The sequence below is a fragment of the Sphingomonas crusticola genome, assembly GCF_003391115.1.
Taxonomy (GTDB): domain Bacteria; phylum Pseudomonadota; class Alphaproteobacteria; order Sphingomonadales; family Sphingomonadaceae; genus Sphingomonas_I; species Sphingomonas_I crusticola.
Window position 1 is genome coordinate 595,882 of sequence record NZ_QTJP01000001.1, and the last position, 15,195, is coordinate 611,076.

Below are 15,195 nucleotides of genomic sequence, written 5' to 3' on the forward strand. Positions count from 1 at the left end.
GTTCAGCCGTGAGGCGGGGCGGCGGCTTACGCCAGGTGAGCGCGCGATGGCCTGCTCCATCTTCGGCGATGCACTCGATGTGGATGCGGTACGGTTGCACGCCGCAAAATGGTGGCCGTTCCAGCCGCGCAATGCGGTCATGGCACCTGACGGCGACGTGTGGTTTCATCCCGCAGGCGGGCTCTGGCGGGAAGATTTCGCGGGGGCGCACCCCCGGTTGCAAGCGCTGCTCATCCACGAGCTAACCCATGTGTGGCAGCGTCAGCACGGGCTCAACCTGGTCCTGCGGCGTCACCCTTTTTGCCGGTACGATTACCGGATCGTGCCGGGGCGGCCGCTCTCCCGCTATGGCATCGAGCAGCAGGCGATGATCGTCGAACATGCGTTCGTGGCGCGGAAGGCGGGGCAACCGAACCCCGCGCTCGAATCGCTGCTACGCGCCGCCGGTCTTTTGGCGAGTGCGCCTGTTCGTAACCCGGCGTCATTGCGAGGCGCGTAGCGGCGAAGCAATCCAGTTAGGGCCTGGATTGCGTCGCTGCGCTCGCAATGACGAAGCCGGGCGCGGCTTTGCGGAGTGCGACTATTCCGCCGCCTTGGCGACGCCCACCAGCGCCGGCCGCAACAGCCGATCCTTGATCATGTAGCCGGCCTGCATCTCCTGCACGATCGTGCCGGGCTCCTGATCGCTCGGCAGCTCGACCATCGCCTGGTGGCGATTGGGGTCAAGCTTCGCGCCAACGCTTTCGATCTTGGTGATGCCGTTGCGCTGGAACACATTCTCCAGCTCCTTGCCGGTCATCTCCAGCCCAGTGATGAGCGGCTTGGTGCCCTCATCCTCGCGCATTGCCGGCGGGATCGCCGCGAGCGCACGCGTCAGATTGTCGGAAACCGACAAGATATCGCGGGCGAAGCTGGTCGCGGCATAGGCCCGTGCATCCTGCGCGTCCTTCTCCATCCGACGCCGGACATTCTGGGTTTCCGCTTGCGCGTAAAGGATCTGCTTCTTCAGATCCTCGATCTCGGCCTGCAGGCGCGCGGCGGCGTCATGTTCGGCCACCTCGGGTGCGGCCGCTGCGGTTTCGTCGCGCAGATCATCGGCGTCGGGGGTGGTCGTTTCGTCGATCATGCCATCAATCTCGTCAATGTTTGGGCGGTGAAATCCACCATGGGAACCACACGCGCATAGTTCAACCGCGTCGGGCCGATAACCCCTACAACGCCCACCACACGGCCGTCGGCGGCGTGGTAGGGCGCGGCGATTACCGACGAACCGGATAACGCGAACAGCTTGTTTTCCGATCCGATGAAGATTTTCATCGCTCGCGCCCCGCGCGCGCTGTCGAGCAAGCGCGCAATCTCTTCCTTCCCCTCGATCTCGTCCAGCAACTGGCGCACCCGATCGAGATCGGCATCGGCCGCGGGATCGATCAGATTGGCGGCGCCGCGAACGATCATCACGGGACGGCGGGAGCCATCCTCCGACCAGACCGCCAGCCCGCGTGCGACCAGCCGCTGCGCCGTTGCGTCGAGCGCGGAGCGGCCCTGCGCGATCTCATCCGTGAGCCGCACCTGTGCTTCGCCTAGCGTCAGTCCCGACAGGCGCCCGCTGATATAATTTGCGGCCTCCACCAGCGAGGAATGGCCGACCCCCGCGGGCAGATCGACCACCCGATTTTCGACCGAACCGTCGGCGCCGACGAGCACCGCCACCGCCTGATCGTGCCCGAGCGGCAGGAAGGAGAATTGCCGCAGCACTGGCTCGCCCCGCGGGACCATCACCAGCCCGGCGCAGGCGGACAGGCCGGACAGGACCGCGCTCGTTGCCGCGAGTGCTTCTTCCACCGGTCCGCGCGCCTGCGCCTCGATCGCGGCGCGCTCCACGTCGGAAGGTTCGGTCGCCTGCATCATCGCATCTACGAACAGCCGCAGTCCGCCTTCCGTCGGCATCCGGCCGGCGGAGGTATGGGGCGCGGCCAGCAAGCCCATTTCCTCCAGATCCTGCATCACGTTGCGAATCGAGGCCGGCGACAAGTTGAGCCCGCCGAAACGTGAAATCGTGCGCGATCCCACCGGCAGCCCGCTATCCAGATAGGATTCAACCACCATGCGGAACACGTCGCGCGCGCGCGACGACATTTCCGTGATCGGATCGGTCATTTTCGACCCGACCATATCAGAAGCACCAGGCCAACCGCGGCCAACAGAGCCCCTCTGATCGCCCATGGGCGTACATCGATCATGAAGCTGGACGCCGGCCATTTGATCACGCCCAGGCCCTGGCCGATCCACAGGATTCCCATCAGCAGCGCGATCACGCCGACGATCCGTGCGGCAATCTTCATGGCATGTCCTTCACACTGGCGACGGGCGGTGACTGGCGTTACATGCGACCGCCTAACCATAAGGACAATCCCCCGATGCGCCCAAGCGGCCGCGCCCCCGATCAGATGCGCCCTATCACCATCACTCCCGGTTACACCAAACATGCCGAAGGATCGGTGTTGATCGCTTTTGGCGAGACCAAGGTGCTCGTCACCGCCTCGATCGAGGAGCGCCTGCCCCCCTTCCTGCGCGGCAAGGGCCAAGGCTGGGTCACGGCCGAATATGGTATGTTGCCCCGCGCCACCCATACGCGCGGCAATCGCGAGGCCGCCAAGGGCAAACAGTCCGGCCGCACCCAGGAGATCCAGCGGCTGATTGGCCGGTCCTTGCGTTCGGTATGCGATCTGACCGCGCTCGGCGAACGCCAGATCACGCTCGATTGCGACGTGATCCAGGCGGATGGCGGGACCCGTACCGCCTCCATTTCCGGCGCCTGGGTGGCTTTGCGCATCGCCGTCGACGGCCTGTTGAAGCAAGGGCTGCTGACGGTCGATCCGATCAAATCGCAGGTCGCCGCGGTTTCGTGCGGCATCTGGGAAGGGACGCCCGTGCTCGACCTCGATTATATCGAAGACAGCTCGGCGCACGCGGACGCCAATTTCGTTCTCCTGTCCGACGGCAATATCGCGGAAGCGCAGGCGACCGCCGAGGGTGCGACCTATGACGAGGAAGCGCTCTTGCGCCTGCTGCGTCTGGCGCGCATCGGCTGCACCGACATTTTCGCGGCACAATTGAAGGCGACCGGCCGGTGACCATTGAACTGATCGACGACGAACCCCCGATCATGCCGCATCGCCGGCTGGAGCCGGGCAAGCTCGTCATCGCCAGTCACAACGAAGGCAAGGTGCGCGAGATCAGGGCGCTACTCGCGCCCTATGGCATCGAGCCGGTTTCCGCCGCCTCGCTCGACATCCCCGAGCCGGTCGAGACCGGGACGAGCTTTGCAGCCAATGCCGAGCTCAAAGCACGCTTTTCGGCCGACCTTTCGGGGATGGTAGCGCTGGCGGACGATAGCGGCCTGTGCGTCGACGCCCTGAATGGCGACCCCGGCGTCTATACCGCCGACTGGGCCGAGACGCCCAACGGGCGCGACTGGGACCTGGCCATGCGCAAGGTCGAGGAAGCGCTCGCAGCGAAGGGCCCCGAGGCGGGCCGCGACGCCCATTTCGTGTGCGTGCTGTCGCTGTGCTGGCCAGACGGCCATGTCGAGAGCTTCGAAGGGCGCGCCGAGGGGACGCTGACCTGGCCGCCGCGCGGCAAGGTCGGTTTCGGCTATGATCCGGTATTCGTGCCGCTGGGCGAGACGCGTACCTTTGCGGAACTCGAGCCGGAGCAGAAGCACGCCATCAGCCACCGCGCGGATGCTTTCCGGAAACTGGTCGCCGCGGTGCTGTGAGCGAGGCGCTTGCTCTCTATATCCACTGGCCGTTCTGCGTCTCGAAATGTCCCTATTGCGACTTCAACAGCCATGTTCGGGAGAGCGTGAACCAGGATCGGTGGCGCGACGCGCTGCTGGCGGACCTTGCGCATGAAGCCACGGTTGGTCCCAAGCGCGCACTGACCTCGATCTTCTTCGGCGGCGGCACCCCGTCGCTCATGCCGCCCGCGACCGTGGCAGCGCTGATCGAGGCGGCGGAACGGCATTGGGGCCTCGCCCCCGACATCGAAATCACGCTTGAGGCCAACCCCTCGTCGGTGGAGGCGGCGCGTTTTGCCGGGCTTGCGGCAGCGGGCGTAAACCGCGTCAGCCTCGGGCTGCAGGCGCTCGATGATGACGCGCTGCGCTTTTTGGGGCGTGCGCACGATGTCGCGGAGGGGCTCGCGGCGCTTGATATCGCACAATTGGCTTTCGATCGGGTCAGCTTCGACTTGATCTACGCGCTGCCCGGTCAGAGCGCAGCCGCCTGGCAGGCGACGCTCGATCGCGCGCTCGGCTTCGGCACGGGCCATCTTTCGCTGTATCAGCTCACGATCGAACCGGGCACGCGCTTTGCGGCGATGGCGGCGCGCGGCGAGCTGACGCCGGCCGATCCCGATTTCGGTGCCGACCTGTATGAGCTGACCCGCGCGGCCACCGCCGCCGCCGGCCTGCCCGCCTATGAAATCTCAAACCATGCCCGTCCCGGGGAGGAGAGCCGCCACAACCTGACCTATTGGCGTTACGGCGACTATCTCGGCGTAGGGCCCGGAGCGCATGGCCGGCGCGAAGGCGTCGCCACGGCGCGTGCCAAAAAGCCTGAAAATTGGCTCACGCGGATCGATCGCAACCGCCACGGCATCGAACTGGAAGAGTTGCTGCCTCAGGCGGATCAGGCGCGCGAGACGCTGGTCATGGGCCTGCGCCTCGGCGAAGGCATTCCGCGCGACCGCATCGAGGATGCGATCGATACGGCGGCGGTCGACCGTCTGTCGCGCCTGGGACTGATCGAGCAGACCAGCGAGCGGCTGCGCGTCACGCCCGACGGCATGCTCCTGCTCGACGCGATTCTGGCCGAAATCGCGATCTAGAAGCCCTTGGGCGCGGGCGACACAATCGTTCCGCCCTTCGGGGCGAGCTGATGGACCGCCAGCGCCCGTTCGGCGATGTGCCCGTGCGCGAACCGGAAGGCGCCATCGACACCGGCGAAGCCGCCCTCGTCGGCCAATGCATCGGCGGGGAAGCGCCGCCCCAGCTTCCAATCCTTGGCGATGCGTACCGTGAGCAGCACGGCGTCGTAGCCGAGGCTGGCGAGCCGATAGGGGGTGCGGCCGTAACGCGCGCGATAACGCGTGGTGAACTGGGCGAACATGCTGTCGTCGACGCTGGCAAACCAGGCTCCTGCAAGGACCGGCGAATTGTTGAGGCCTGGCTCCGCATTCCACAATTCGGTGCCGAGAATCCGCACGCCCGCCCCGCCGCTGCGACGGATCGCGGGCGCCGCGGTAATGGCGATACGGCCGCTGTCGGCAATCAGCACCGCGTCATATTTCTCCTTGGACATCTTGCCGATCGCCGCCGCGATCGAGGCCGGGGTACGCTGATAGCTCTGCATCGCCACCACCGTGCCACCGGCGGCCTCAGCCGCGCGGATCAGCATATTGGAGGCGTTGCGGCCATAGAGGCCGGGCGGGATCAGGCCGGCGAAGCGCGTCATCCCGCGCGACTTGGCATAGCGGACCACGCGGTCGATCGATTGCGCGGGCGAGAAGCCGAGCAGCCAAACGCCGTCTCCAGCCGCCGCGGGATCGTTCGAAAAGGAGATGATCGGCACGCCTGCCGCGCCAGCGGGGGCGACAATTGCGCGGACATCGTCGCTGAGCAAAGGCCCCAGGAAAAGCCCGTTGCCTTCGGCCAGCGCCTTGCGGGCGGCGGCTTCGGCGCCCTGCGCGGTATCGTAGTTGGTGATGCGCAATTGCCTGCTGCCCGTATCCGCCAAGGCCAGGGCGGCGGCATCTGCGATCGACTGGCCGACCGCCGCATTCGGCCCGCTCAGCGGCACCAGCAGCGCGACGCGGTGGCGTTCCTTGTCGTCGGGCAGACCGGTTTGCGGAGCGGGTTTCTCCACCGGCTTGCCGGCGGTTACCGGCGGAGGCGCGCTGCGCGGAACGACGGTCGAGCAGGCGCCGAGCAGCAGCGCGAGGCCGAGCCCGCAGAGGCGCCGACGCGACAATATGCCAGATTGCCGCCGGGGGTCGCCGTCTGCCATGCTGTCTCCCATGAATCTCTCTCCACCCGAGGGCGGGCGACTTGCGCCAGGCCTCTACATCGTCGCAACGCCGATCGGCAACTTGTCTGACCTCTCGCCCCGCGCCGCCACCATATTGGCCGGCGCCGACGCGATCGCGGTCGAGGACAGCCGAGTCACCGCCAAGCTGCTCAGCCATATCGGCGCAAGGCGGCAAATGGTTCCGTATCATGACCATAATGCGGATCGGGTGCGCCCCGGCCTGGTCGCGCGACTGGGGCATGAGGCGATCGCATTGGTGTCCGATGCCGGCACGCCGCTCATTTCCGATCCGGGTTTCAAGCTGGTGCGCGACGCGCGCGCGGCGGGGCATGCGGTCGTCACGATCCCGGGTCCCTGCGCCGCGATCGCCGCGCTGACGCTGGCGGGGTTGCCGACCGATCGCTTCTTCTTCCTGGGCTTCCTGCCGTCCAAGGCGAAGGCACGCGCGGACGCGATCGCGGAGGTCGCGACGATCCGCGCCACGCTGATCCTCTACGAATCCGGCCCGCGGCTGGCGGCGACGCTGACCGCGTTGGTGGAAGGTTTGGGGGAGCGGGAGGCAGCGGTCGCGCGCGAGATCAGCAAGCGCTTCGAGGAATGCGTCACCGACAGCCTTTCCGCACTGGCGGCGCGCTATGCCGAGGCGCCCCCCAAGGGCGAGATCGTGATCGTCGTCGGGCCGCCGGGCGAGGCGGCGGCGCCGTCGGCGGAGGATGCCGACGCGCTGCTGACGGAGGCGCTGACGCGCCTGCCCGCGGGCAAGGCCGCCCACGAGGTCGCCAAGGCGACGGGGATGCACAAGCGCGATCTGTATGCGCGGGCGCTGGCGATGAAGGCGTGAGGGACCGCCGCCGGGCCGAACGCGCGGGGCGCGTGGGGGAGACGGCGGCGGCGTGGTGGCTGCGGCTTAAGGGCTGGCGGATCGTGGCGCGGCGGGTGCGCACGCCGGCCGGCGAAGTCGACCTGATCGCGCGGCGCACGGGGCTGGTCGCGTTCGTCGAGGTGAAGCGGCGGCAGACGAGCGCGGAGCTGGACTTTGCTATCGACCAGTTCCGCCTGGCGCGGGTGGCGGCGGCGGCGGAATATCTGGCGCCGCGCTATCTGGAGCCGGGCGACGACATGCGCATCGACGTGATCCTGATCGCGCCGGGACGCGCGCTGCGCCATATCGAGAATGCGTGGATCGGGTGACGGCTTACCCACCCGTTCGTGCTGAGCTTGTCGAAGCACTGTTCTTCTTTGAGGGCAGAAAGAAAGACAGCCCTTCGACAAGCTCAGGGCGAACGGTATGGGAAAGGCCAAGGAGACAAAGATGAGCCTGCGCGTCGCGGTCCAGATGGATCCGCTCGAAACGATCAACATTGCGGGCGATTCCAGCTTCGCGCTGATGCTGAAGGCGCAGGAGCGCGGGCACAGGCTGTTCCATTATGCGGCGGGCAACCTGTCCTATCGCGACGGACGGCTGACCGCGCCGGCGCGGGCGGTGACGGTGCGGGCGGTCGTCGGGGATCATTTCAAGGCCGAGGATGCGCGGACGATCGACCTCGCCGAGGATGTCGACGTCATCCTGATGCGGCAGGATCCGCCGTTCGACCTGGCCTACATCACCGCGACGCATTTGCTCGAGCGGATCCAGCACCGGACATTGGTTGTCAACGATCCGGCGGCAGTGCGCAACGCGCCGGAAAAGCTGTTCGTGCTGGACTATGCCGAGTTCATGCCGCCGACGTTGATCACGCGCGGGCTGGAGGAGGCGCGCGCCTTCCATGCCGAGCATGGCGAGGTCGTGATCAAGCCGCTCTACGGCAATGCCGGTTCCGCGGTGTTCCACGTCAGCAGGAACGACGCGAACCTCGCCGCGCTGACCGAATTGTTCGGGCAGGTGTGGCGCGAGCCGTTCATGGTGCAGGCATTCCTGCCCGACGTGTCGAAGGGCGACAAGCGCATCGTGCTGGTCGACGGCAAGCCGGCGGGAGGGGTCAACCGGCTGCCCAAGGCGGGCGAGATACGGTCGAACCTTGCGGTCGGCGGCAAGGGCGCGGCGACGGACCTGACCCCGCGCGAGCTGGAGATTTGCGCCAAGCTCGGGCCGGAGCTGGCGAAGCGCGGGCTGGTGTTCGTCGGCATCGACGTGATCGCGGGCTATCTGACCGAGATCAACGTAACCTCGCCGACTGGTATCGTCGCGATCGACCGGTTCAACGGGACCGATACGCCGGGGCTGATCTGGGACGCGATCCAGGCGCGCCACGCGGCATTGTAGCGCTTTCCCTGGCCCCAAGCTTTTCAAGAGCTTGCGGGCATGGAAAATAAAAACACCGGAAACGAACTTGATGATCTGGCAGGCGCGGCGGCGATTGCGACACCGTTTGCACGGCAATCTTTGAGCGGACTTGCGAAAGAGCCGGGAGCCGCACCCGGGGGCGCGGCTTCCAATGCGACAAGCGGCGGAGTTTGTACGTCATATGCGTACGATTGTCAATTGGTTCGCGGTCGGAGAGATGGATCCCAGCCTTCGCTGGGATGACGGGTGGGTGCGGTTGCCCCCTCACTCCTCCGTCACCCCGGACTTGTTCCGGGGTCCACTGCCTCGCCAGCGTCGCGCCCATGGCACGGTGGATGCCGGAACAAGTCCGGCATGACGGATTAGGGGCGCCTACTTTACAGTTTCCAGCCCAGCTCAGCGACGAAGCTCCTTTGCGGGAAGGGGTGGAAGAGGAAATATTTGTCGTTGTTCACATTATCGACGCCGAGGCTGGCGGTGAGATGGTCGTTGAGCGCGTAGCGGGCGCGCAAATCGACCACGAAATATTTGTAGAAACCCTGCCAGGTATTGCCGACGACATCGGCGTTGTTGAGCGTGCCCCACAGGCGGCTGGAAAAACGCGCCGCCGCGGTGAGCGAGAGCGGCTCGGCCGGGCGCCAGGTGGTGACGAGGCTCGCCTTCCAGTGCGGTACCTGCGGCAACAATTTGCCCACCGCGTCGGGGAAAGCATTGTCCTTGCGGGTGGTGCCGTCGGCATAGGTGACGCTGCCCGAGACATCGACATTGCGCACGACATCGTGGCGATCCGCGGCGAGCTCGATGCCGCGGACGCGGGTGCGATCGACATTCTGGACAAAGGTGGCGAGCGTCGCGGTGCCGTTGAGGGGACCGGTCTGCGACAGCAACGCGTCCTTCACGCTTTCGTTGAACAGGGACAGGCGCAGCAGCCCCTGCCCGTCCCGATGCTCGATCGCGAGCTCCTCCGAGCGCGCGCGCTCCGGCCGGAGATCGGGATTGGGCACGGCCGCGATCGGGGTGGTGACGATCTGGTAGAGTTCGCCGACGGTGGGGAAACGCCACGCCTGGCCGAAGGAGAGGCGCGCGGTCCAGCCGGGCGCGGCCACCCAGGCAAGCGAAGCCTTGGGCGAGAAGCGCGCATCGCTGCGCGTCGGTTGATCGCGGGAGATTGCGGGCGATGCGGAGAAGTTGCGGCCGTCATAAGCCTTCCACCATTCCTGCCGGCCGCCGATGGTGAGCGTCACCGCCGGGGTCAGCCGCCAGGCATCCTGCGCCCAGACGGCGACGGTGCGGGTCTTGCCCTGCGATTGCAGGTTGAGCGCGCCGTCGGGGCCGTGGCGCCATAAGGCGGTGGTATAGCGGTTGCTGTCGATCTCGAACCGGTCATAGTGCGCGCCGGCGCTGAGAATGTGCGTGCCCGCCCCATCCGATTTCCATGCGCCCCTGGCGTCGGCGGTGCGCCAGCCCGTGCCGTCGAGACGGGTGGTGTTGCCCCCTCCCCCGCTCTGCGACGCGCCGGTCAAGGCGGCGGTGGGCGTGCGTTGAACGTCGTGGGCGAAATCGTAGAGCGTGCCGATCAATTGCCAGTCGAAGCTGCCGCCATTGCCGCTGGCAGAGAGCGCATGCGACCAATGGCGTTCGTCATAGGTGTAGACGCCGCCGGAAAAGGCGCCGGGTGCGACCGCGTAAGCGCGTCCGGCGATGTTGAGCGCGCCGACATAGACCGGGGTGCCGCCGGCATCGCGCAGGTAGCTCTGGGCGTGCGCGGCGGTATCGTTGAGGAACAAGCCGCCGACATAAGTGAGGCGCACCGAGGGCGTGAGATCGAGCGCCGCCTTGAACTTGAGATGATCCTGCACCTGATGCTCGAACCCGCTGGCGCCGAGCAGCTGGATCGGCTGACCGGTGCGGTTGACGCCGGCGAAGGCGCCGGTGACGGGGGTGCCGGCGGTGCTGCTGCCCGCGGGCTGATTGACGGTGACATAGCTTAACGGCTGGCTCTTCGACGCGACATGATCTTCGCTGAGGAAGATCGCCAGCGGGCCGAAGCGGGCGCCCAATGTGCCGCCGATCTGCCAGCTCGGCAGCGTCCGGTGCGTGCCATATTGATCGAAGGTCTGCGCGCTGAAGCCGCTGGCGAGCGTCGCCTCCAGTTTGTCCGGCAGGCGGGTGGTGATGTTGACGACCGCGCCGAGCGAATTGCCGGGGTAAGCGGCCGAGAAGGGCCCGTAGAGGACGTCGATGCGGGCGATCTCCTGCGGGCTGACGAGGCTCCAGCGCGGCGAGGCGGAGGTGTTGTTGTTGCCGATCAGCGCCGACAGCAGGGCGCCGTCGGCATAGATGAGGCTGCGCGCGCTGGCGCCGAGGCCCGACGTGCGCGTGGCGAGCGGCGCCTGGGTATCGCCGATATGGCGTTTGCGCACGATCAGCCCGGGCAGATATTTGACGCTATCCTCGACATTGAAGGCATTGACGGTGCGGGCAAGCGTGGCGGCGTCGACGGTCGCGCGGCTGGAGGGCGCGTTCTCGATTGTCTGGCTTTGCTTCTGGGCGATGACGAGGATGTCCGGCCCGGCCGGCAGCGGCGGAGCCTCAGCAGCGGCATAAGCGGGAGCGGCGACGGCGGCAGTGAACAGCAGGCAGAGGCGGCGCCGCGCGGGCGCGCCCGATGGGTGACAAGACATGAAATTCCCCTGAAACGAGCAGAGCCGGCGGTGCCGGCGAGTGCGGTCAGGAGAGGATCGGCGGCCCCGTCTTTGGTGGCGGCGGCGCGGCGAGGCCGTGGCCGGGACGGACCAGGAGGGTGCGGAGGAAGGCGGCGGGCAAAGCGACCGGCGCGAGCATCGCCGGCAGGATCAGGGTGGGCAGCGCGCCCGCCCCGCCGACGGCGGCGGCGAACCCGCAATCATGATCGCTCGCGCCCGACATCGGCTTACCGTGATCGCCATGATCCATGGCGTGCGCGGGCGCGGCATGGTCCATCGCAGCCATGCCCGGCATGGCGGCCATGGGCCCGGCGGAAGGCAGGTCCGGCGTCTGACCGGCGCAAATCTCCAGCGCGGCATGGCCGGCCATCGGCATGAAGCCGGCGGGCACGATCAGCCGCACCGCAAGCGCCAGCGCGACCAGCCAGGCGGCGGGCCAGCGATGCAGCGTCAGATGGCGGCGGAGCGCGGTCACGCGGGCGCCGTAAGACGGCGCGGGCGCGATGTCATTGGGACAAATTGCCCAACCGGGTCAGGCGCCGAATTGGCTGCGGTGCGAACACAAGGGGTCTAACGCGTGCGGCCGCAGCGCGATCCGGGGAAATGACGCGATGCATCCCACCGCGTTCATGTGCGTTCGTTGGCGGACGCTGGAGGTGGATCATGCAAATCTGCTCGCTGTTGAGTGCTTCGCGCCGGTGCCGCTCGAGGCGCATTGCGGGCGCCCTCCCCAGCCCGCCGACCCACGCCGCGCGGCACCAAAGGCGATGACGCCGGAGCAGGATCGGCGCGCCGGCCGGGGCGCGCTGCGCATCTTCCTCCTGATCGCACTCTTCGGGTTCGGCATTATCGGCGCGGCTATGATCACGGCGCACTGGTTCCCCAAGGGCGACGAGCCGGGCGGGGTCGTGCTGATGGGCGCGCTGGTGATCGCGTTGGCGGCAGGGCTCTATTGGACGATACGGCGTCTGCTGCTCAGGCCCCGTCGGGTGGACGAGCCGAGCGGCCTTGCGACGGGACACAGGCCGACGCGCGCGCCTATTCCCATTCCCCCGGTCCTGCCGCAACAGAAAGGCGGCTGCCTGGTCTTCCTTGGCTTCATGATCCTGATCCTGGGCGGCGGGATCGCGGCGGCGCTCGGCACCTATTATGTGCTGAACATGATCATGACGGCGGTCGCGCCCGGGAGCAGCGCCGCCTACAATGTCAGCCTGGCCGGTGCGCTGATCGCCTGCCTGGGCGTGATGTTCGTGCTGGACCGGTGGTGCGAGAAGAAGACCGGCGGCAGTGTGCTGCAGCTGTTGTCGCAGCTTTCGTGGTGATGAGGGGCTGACGGGCCGAGGTTGTTAGTATGCGGCAAGCCGCGCCGATGGCTTGCTATGATTTCCCCGCCCCGTCGCCATATTCCCAGTCATAGGGAACGCCAGTGTCGCCCAAGACCGCGTGGACCAAGGCAGCATATCCTGCCTCCGCGCGCACATCGTTCGACAGGATCAGCACGCACTTCCTGCTCTTCTCAAGGCAGACCAGCGTATTGGCGGTCTGGCCGTCATGGCCACCTTTGAAGAAGCCTCTTCCCTGCGGCCCGACGAAAGTGATGACCCCAAGCCCGGCGGCAAGATCCCGGCGTTGGCGGTCGACCGGCAGTTCGGGGCCGAAGTTCGGAAATTGGTGCGCGGTCGCAATGTGGAGCGAGGGCTTGAGCATCTCGGCATAGGCCGCGCGGCTCAGTCCGTCCGCCCGGACCAATGCGGCGACAAATTTGGCAAGGTCGGCGATGGTAGTGTCCATCGACCCGGCGACGCGCACCTTGGATCGCTCGTCATGCGCGACCGCCTCGCCCCGATCGTTGAAGCCATCGGCGAGATTGGGCCTGAAATCGGCGCGCCACTGGAGACTGGTGCGCGTCATGCCGAGCCGGTCGAAGGTCGCCTGGGTGAGCATCCCCATATCCAGGCCCAGCCCGCGATCCTTGCGCCCGTTCTCGATCACGAACTGAAGCAGGCTCAACCCTTCTCCTGAATAGCTGTAGTGCGAGCCGGGATCGAAGTGGATGCGCAGCTTCTGGTCCGGCTCAACGAACCAGAAGTTGGCAAAGCCGGTCGAGTGGGTGAGTGCGTGGCGCGCCGTGATCCGCTTCCAGCGCGGATCGCCGGCAAGGTCACGATAGGGGCCATATTTATCGGGATAGATCGCGTCGGTGTCGTAGTCGGGCAGCGGCTTATCGAGATATTCGGCCAGCGGCGTATCGAGCGCCAGCCTGCCTTGATCGACGAGTTGCAGGACGTGATAGGCGAAAACAGTTTTGGTCAGCGAGGCGCCATACATGACGGTGTCCGTACGCAGCGGATCGCCTCGCTCATCGCGAACTCCGTAGGCCTGAACGTAGCGCACCCGGCCGCCATCGATGAGCGCGACTGCCAGACCCTTGGCGCCGGTCTTCGCGATCACCGCGTGGGCTGCGGCGTCGATCGAGGCAATACGTTGGGGGGACGTGCGCCCCGATGCGGTGGTCGCGGAAGCCATCAACACCAGGCAGGCAAACCGTCCTATCGTCAAAGGCATGAGCGCCCTTGTCAAGCAGGTGTGCGCGCACGGGCATTTGCCATAGGAACCAGCAAGAGCCAAGGACACGCATCACCCTGAGCGTGGCATTCTACCTCCCCCCGATCGAAGATGATGTCCGTACCGTCGCGATCTTCCGGGGCGTCCTTCGCCAAAATCGAGTAGGGATTGCGCGGCCGTAACGACAGCCGGGAGGCAATCGCCATGACTTCTCACCAAGCCCCCTCCCCGCTCCACCGAGTCGTCATCGTCGGCGCGGGGTTTGGCGGCCTGTGGGCGGTCAAGCATCTGAAGGGCGCGCCGCTCGCGATCACGGTGATCGACCGGCGCAACCATCATCTGTTCCAGCCCCTGCTCTATCAGGTCGCGACCGCATCGCTGGCGCCGTCGGAGATCGCCTGGCCGATCCGGGCGATGCTGCAGGCGCGCCGCGACGTGACGACGCTGCTGGCGACGGTGACCGGGGTGGATATGGACGGCCGCGCGGTGCGGCTGAGCGATGGCGCCACGGTGCCGTACGACACGCTGATCCTGGCGACGGGGGCGCGGCACGGCTATTTCGGGCATGACGAATGGGAGCAGTTCGCGCCCGGCCTCAAGACGATCGAGGACGCGACCGCCATCCGCAGCAGCATATTGACCGCGTTCGAGCAGGCCGAGCGCGAGAGCGATCCGGCGCGGCAGCAGGCGCTGCTGACGTTCGCGATCGTCGGCGGCGGGCCGACGGGCGTCGAACTGGCGGGCACGATCGCGGATCTGGCGCATGACACGCTCGCGCGCGACTTCCGGCTGATCGACACGCATCGCACGCGGGTGTTGCTGGTCGAGGCCGGGCCCAAGGTTTTGAACGGCTATCCGGACGATCTTTCGGACTATGCGAAGGCGGCGCTGGAGAAATTGGGCGTCGAGGTCGCGCTGGGCGCGGCGGTGACCGAGATCGAGCGCAATGCGCTGACGTTCGGGGGGCGGCGGGTGGAGGCGTCGACGATCGTGTGGGCGGCGGGCGTACGCGCATCGCCCGCGGCGGAATGGCTGGGGGTGGCAGCCGACCGCAACGGGCGCATCGTCGTCGAGGCGGACCTGAGCGTGCCGGGCTATCCCGACATCTTCGCGATCGGCGATACGGTCGCGGTCAGGCGCGAGGATGGATCGCCGGTGCCGGGGATCGCGCCCGCCGCCAAGCAGGAGGGCATGTTCGTGGCGGAGACGATCCGCCGGCGGCTGGCGGGCAAGGCCGCGCCAGGGGCGTTCCGCTATCGCCATCAGGGCAGCCTGGCGCAGATCGGCAAGCGCAAGGCGGTGATCGATTTCGGCTGGGTGAAGCTGCGCGGGGCGATTGCGTGGTGGCTGTGGGGGATCGCCCACATCTATTTCCTGGTGGGGGTGCGCTCGCGGCTGAGCGTCGCGCTCAACTGGCTATGGATCTACACGCGCAACCAGCGCGGCGCGCGGCTGATCACCCGACCGGAGGGCGAGCGCGCGGTGGAATAGCCGCCAATGGCGGCCTCGCGAGGCGAACGTGATTGTGCACAACCGATCATCAACGGCATGC

At 67.0% G+C, this 15,195-nt stretch carries 16 protein-coding genes; 9 read left to right on the forward strand and 7 right to left on the reverse strand.

Going from position 1 to position 15,195, the window contains the following annotated elements:
- Nucleotides 1-46: 46 nt before the first annotated feature.
- Complete coding sequence (locus DX905_RS02830) at nucleotides 47-499, forward strand: vgr related protein (RefSeq protein WP_116089975.1); 453 nt, start codon at nucleotides 47-49, stop codon at nucleotides 497-499.
- Nucleotides 500-580: 81 nt separating this feature from the next.
- Here DX905_RS02830 and grpE read toward each other — a convergent pair whose 3' ends face one another.
- The 3 genes from grpE to DX905_RS02845 are packed head-to-tail and all read right to left on the reverse strand — an operon-like array spanning nucleotide 581 to nucleotide 2,342.
- The gene (gene grpE / locus DX905_RS02835; RefSeq protein ID WP_116089976.1) at nucleotides 581-1,126 is read right to left on the reverse strand and encodes a nucleotide exchange factor GrpE; all 546 of its coding nucleotides are present in this window, start codon (nucleotides 1,124-1,126) and stop codon (nucleotides 581-583) included.
- Complete coding sequence (gene hrcA, locus DX905_RS02840) at nucleotides 1,123-2,157, reverse strand: heat-inducible transcriptional repressor HrcA (protein WP_116089977.1); 1,035 nt, start codon at nucleotides 2,155-2,157, stop codon at nucleotides 1,123-1,125. The genes grpE and hrcA overlap by 4 nt, the downstream gene beginning before the upstream one ends.
- A complete protein-coding gene (locus DX905_RS02845; protein ID WP_116089978.1) occupies nucleotides 2,154-2,342 on the reverse strand; it encodes a hypothetical protein in 189 nt (62 codons plus the stop codon). Before DX905_RS02845 ends, hrcA begins: the two co-directional genes overlap by 4 nt.
- A gap of 75 nt (nucleotides 2,343-2,417) precedes the next feature.
- Between DX905_RS02845 and rph the strand changes: the two genes are divergently transcribed.
- From rph to hemW, 3 genes are read left to right on the forward strand one after another with little or no spacing between them, the layout of a single operon-like run.
- Complete coding sequence (gene rph, locus DX905_RS02850; protein WP_116092281.1) at nucleotides 2,418-3,134, forward strand: ribonuclease PH; 717 nt, start codon at nucleotides 2,418-2,420, stop codon at nucleotides 3,132-3,134.
- A 32-nt stretch (nucleotides 3,135-3,166) separates the two neighbouring features.
- Nucleotides 3,167-3,778: an RdgB/HAM1 family non-canonical purine NTP pyrophosphatase gene (gene rdgB / locus DX905_RS02855; RefSeq protein WP_116092282.1), complete on the forward strand. Its 612-nt coding sequence runs from the start codon at nucleotides 3,167-3,169 to the stop codon at nucleotides 3,776-3,778.
- The gene (gene hemW, locus DX905_RS02860) at nucleotides 3,775-4,890 is read left to right on the forward strand and encodes a radical SAM family heme chaperone HemW (protein WP_116089979.1); all 1,116 of its coding nucleotides are present in this window, start codon (nucleotides 3,775-3,777) and stop codon (nucleotides 4,888-4,890) included. Before rdgB ends, hemW begins: the two co-directional genes overlap by 4 nt.
- Here the strand turns inward: hemW and DX905_RS02865 are convergent.
- On the reverse strand, nucleotides 4,887-6,068 hold the full coding sequence (locus DX905_RS02865; RefSeq protein ID WP_240320694.1) for a penicillin-binding protein activator: 1,182 nt from the start codon (nucleotides 6,066-6,068) through the stop codon (nucleotides 4,887-4,889). The genes hemW and DX905_RS02865 overlap by 4 nt on opposite strands.
- Nucleotides 6,069-6,078: 10 nt before the next feature.
- Here DX905_RS02865 and rsmI point away from each other — a divergent pair, with 10 nt between their 5' ends.
- From rsmI to gshB, 3 genes are all read left to right on the forward strand, one after another.
- Nucleotides 6,079-6,930: a 16S rRNA (cytidine(1402)-2'-O)-methyltransferase gene (gene rsmI, locus DX905_RS02870; RefSeq protein WP_116089981.1), complete on the forward strand. Its 852-nt coding sequence runs from the start codon at nucleotides 6,079-6,081 to the stop codon at nucleotides 6,928-6,930.
- Nucleotides 6,927-7,280 (forward strand): YraN family protein, encoded by a 354-nt coding sequence (locus DX905_RS02875; protein ID WP_116089982.1) that lies wholly within the window; start codon nucleotides 6,927-6,929, stop codon nucleotides 7,278-7,280. Before rsmI ends, DX905_RS02875 begins: the two co-directional genes overlap by 4 nt.
- Nucleotides 7,281-7,401: 121 nt before the next feature.
- Nucleotides 7,402-8,352, forward strand: a complete 951-nt coding sequence (gshB, locus tag DX905_RS02880; protein ID WP_116092283.1) for a glutathione synthase — start codon at nucleotides 7,402-7,404, stop codon at nucleotides 8,350-8,352.
- Between the two features lie 398 nt (nucleotides 8,353-8,750).
- On the opposite strand, the gene DX905_RS02885 is transcribed toward gshB, so the two are convergent.
- A complete protein-coding gene (locus DX905_RS02885; RefSeq protein WP_116089983.1) occupies nucleotides 8,751-11,057 on the reverse strand; it encodes a TonB-dependent receptor in 2,307 nt (768 codons plus the stop codon).
- A 46-nt stretch (nucleotides 11,058-11,103) separates the two neighbouring features.
- Nucleotides 11,104-11,553, reverse strand: a complete 450-nt coding sequence (locus tag DX905_RS15915; protein ID WP_162875424.1) for a hypothetical protein — start codon at nucleotides 11,551-11,553, stop codon at nucleotides 11,104-11,106.
- 136 nt (nucleotides 11,554-11,689) lie between these two features.
- Here DX905_RS15915 and DX905_RS02895 point away from each other — a divergent pair, with 136 nt between their 5' ends.
- Complete coding sequence (locus DX905_RS02895; protein WP_116089985.1) at nucleotides 11,690-12,400, forward strand: MFS transporter; 711 nt, start codon at nucleotides 11,690-11,692, stop codon at nucleotides 12,398-12,400.
- 55 nt (nucleotides 12,401-12,455) lie between these two features.
- Here DX905_RS02895 and DX905_RS02900 read toward each other — a convergent pair whose 3' ends face one another.
- Nucleotides 12,456-13,643 carry a serine hydrolase domain-containing protein gene (locus DX905_RS02900; RefSeq protein WP_205412182.1) on the reverse strand — a complete coding sequence of 396 codons (1,188 nt, stop codon included), beginning with the start codon at nucleotides 13,641-13,643 and terminating at the stop codon, nucleotides 12,456-12,458.
- Between the two features lie 204 nt (nucleotides 13,644-13,847).
- Here DX905_RS02900 and DX905_RS02905 point away from each other — a divergent pair, with 204 nt between their 5' ends.
- Complete coding sequence (locus DX905_RS02905) at nucleotides 13,848-15,134, forward strand: NAD(P)/FAD-dependent oxidoreductase (protein WP_116089987.1); 1,287 nt, start codon at nucleotides 13,848-13,850, stop codon at nucleotides 15,132-15,134.
- The last annotated feature ends 61 nt before the right edge of the window (nucleotides 15,135-15,195 follow it).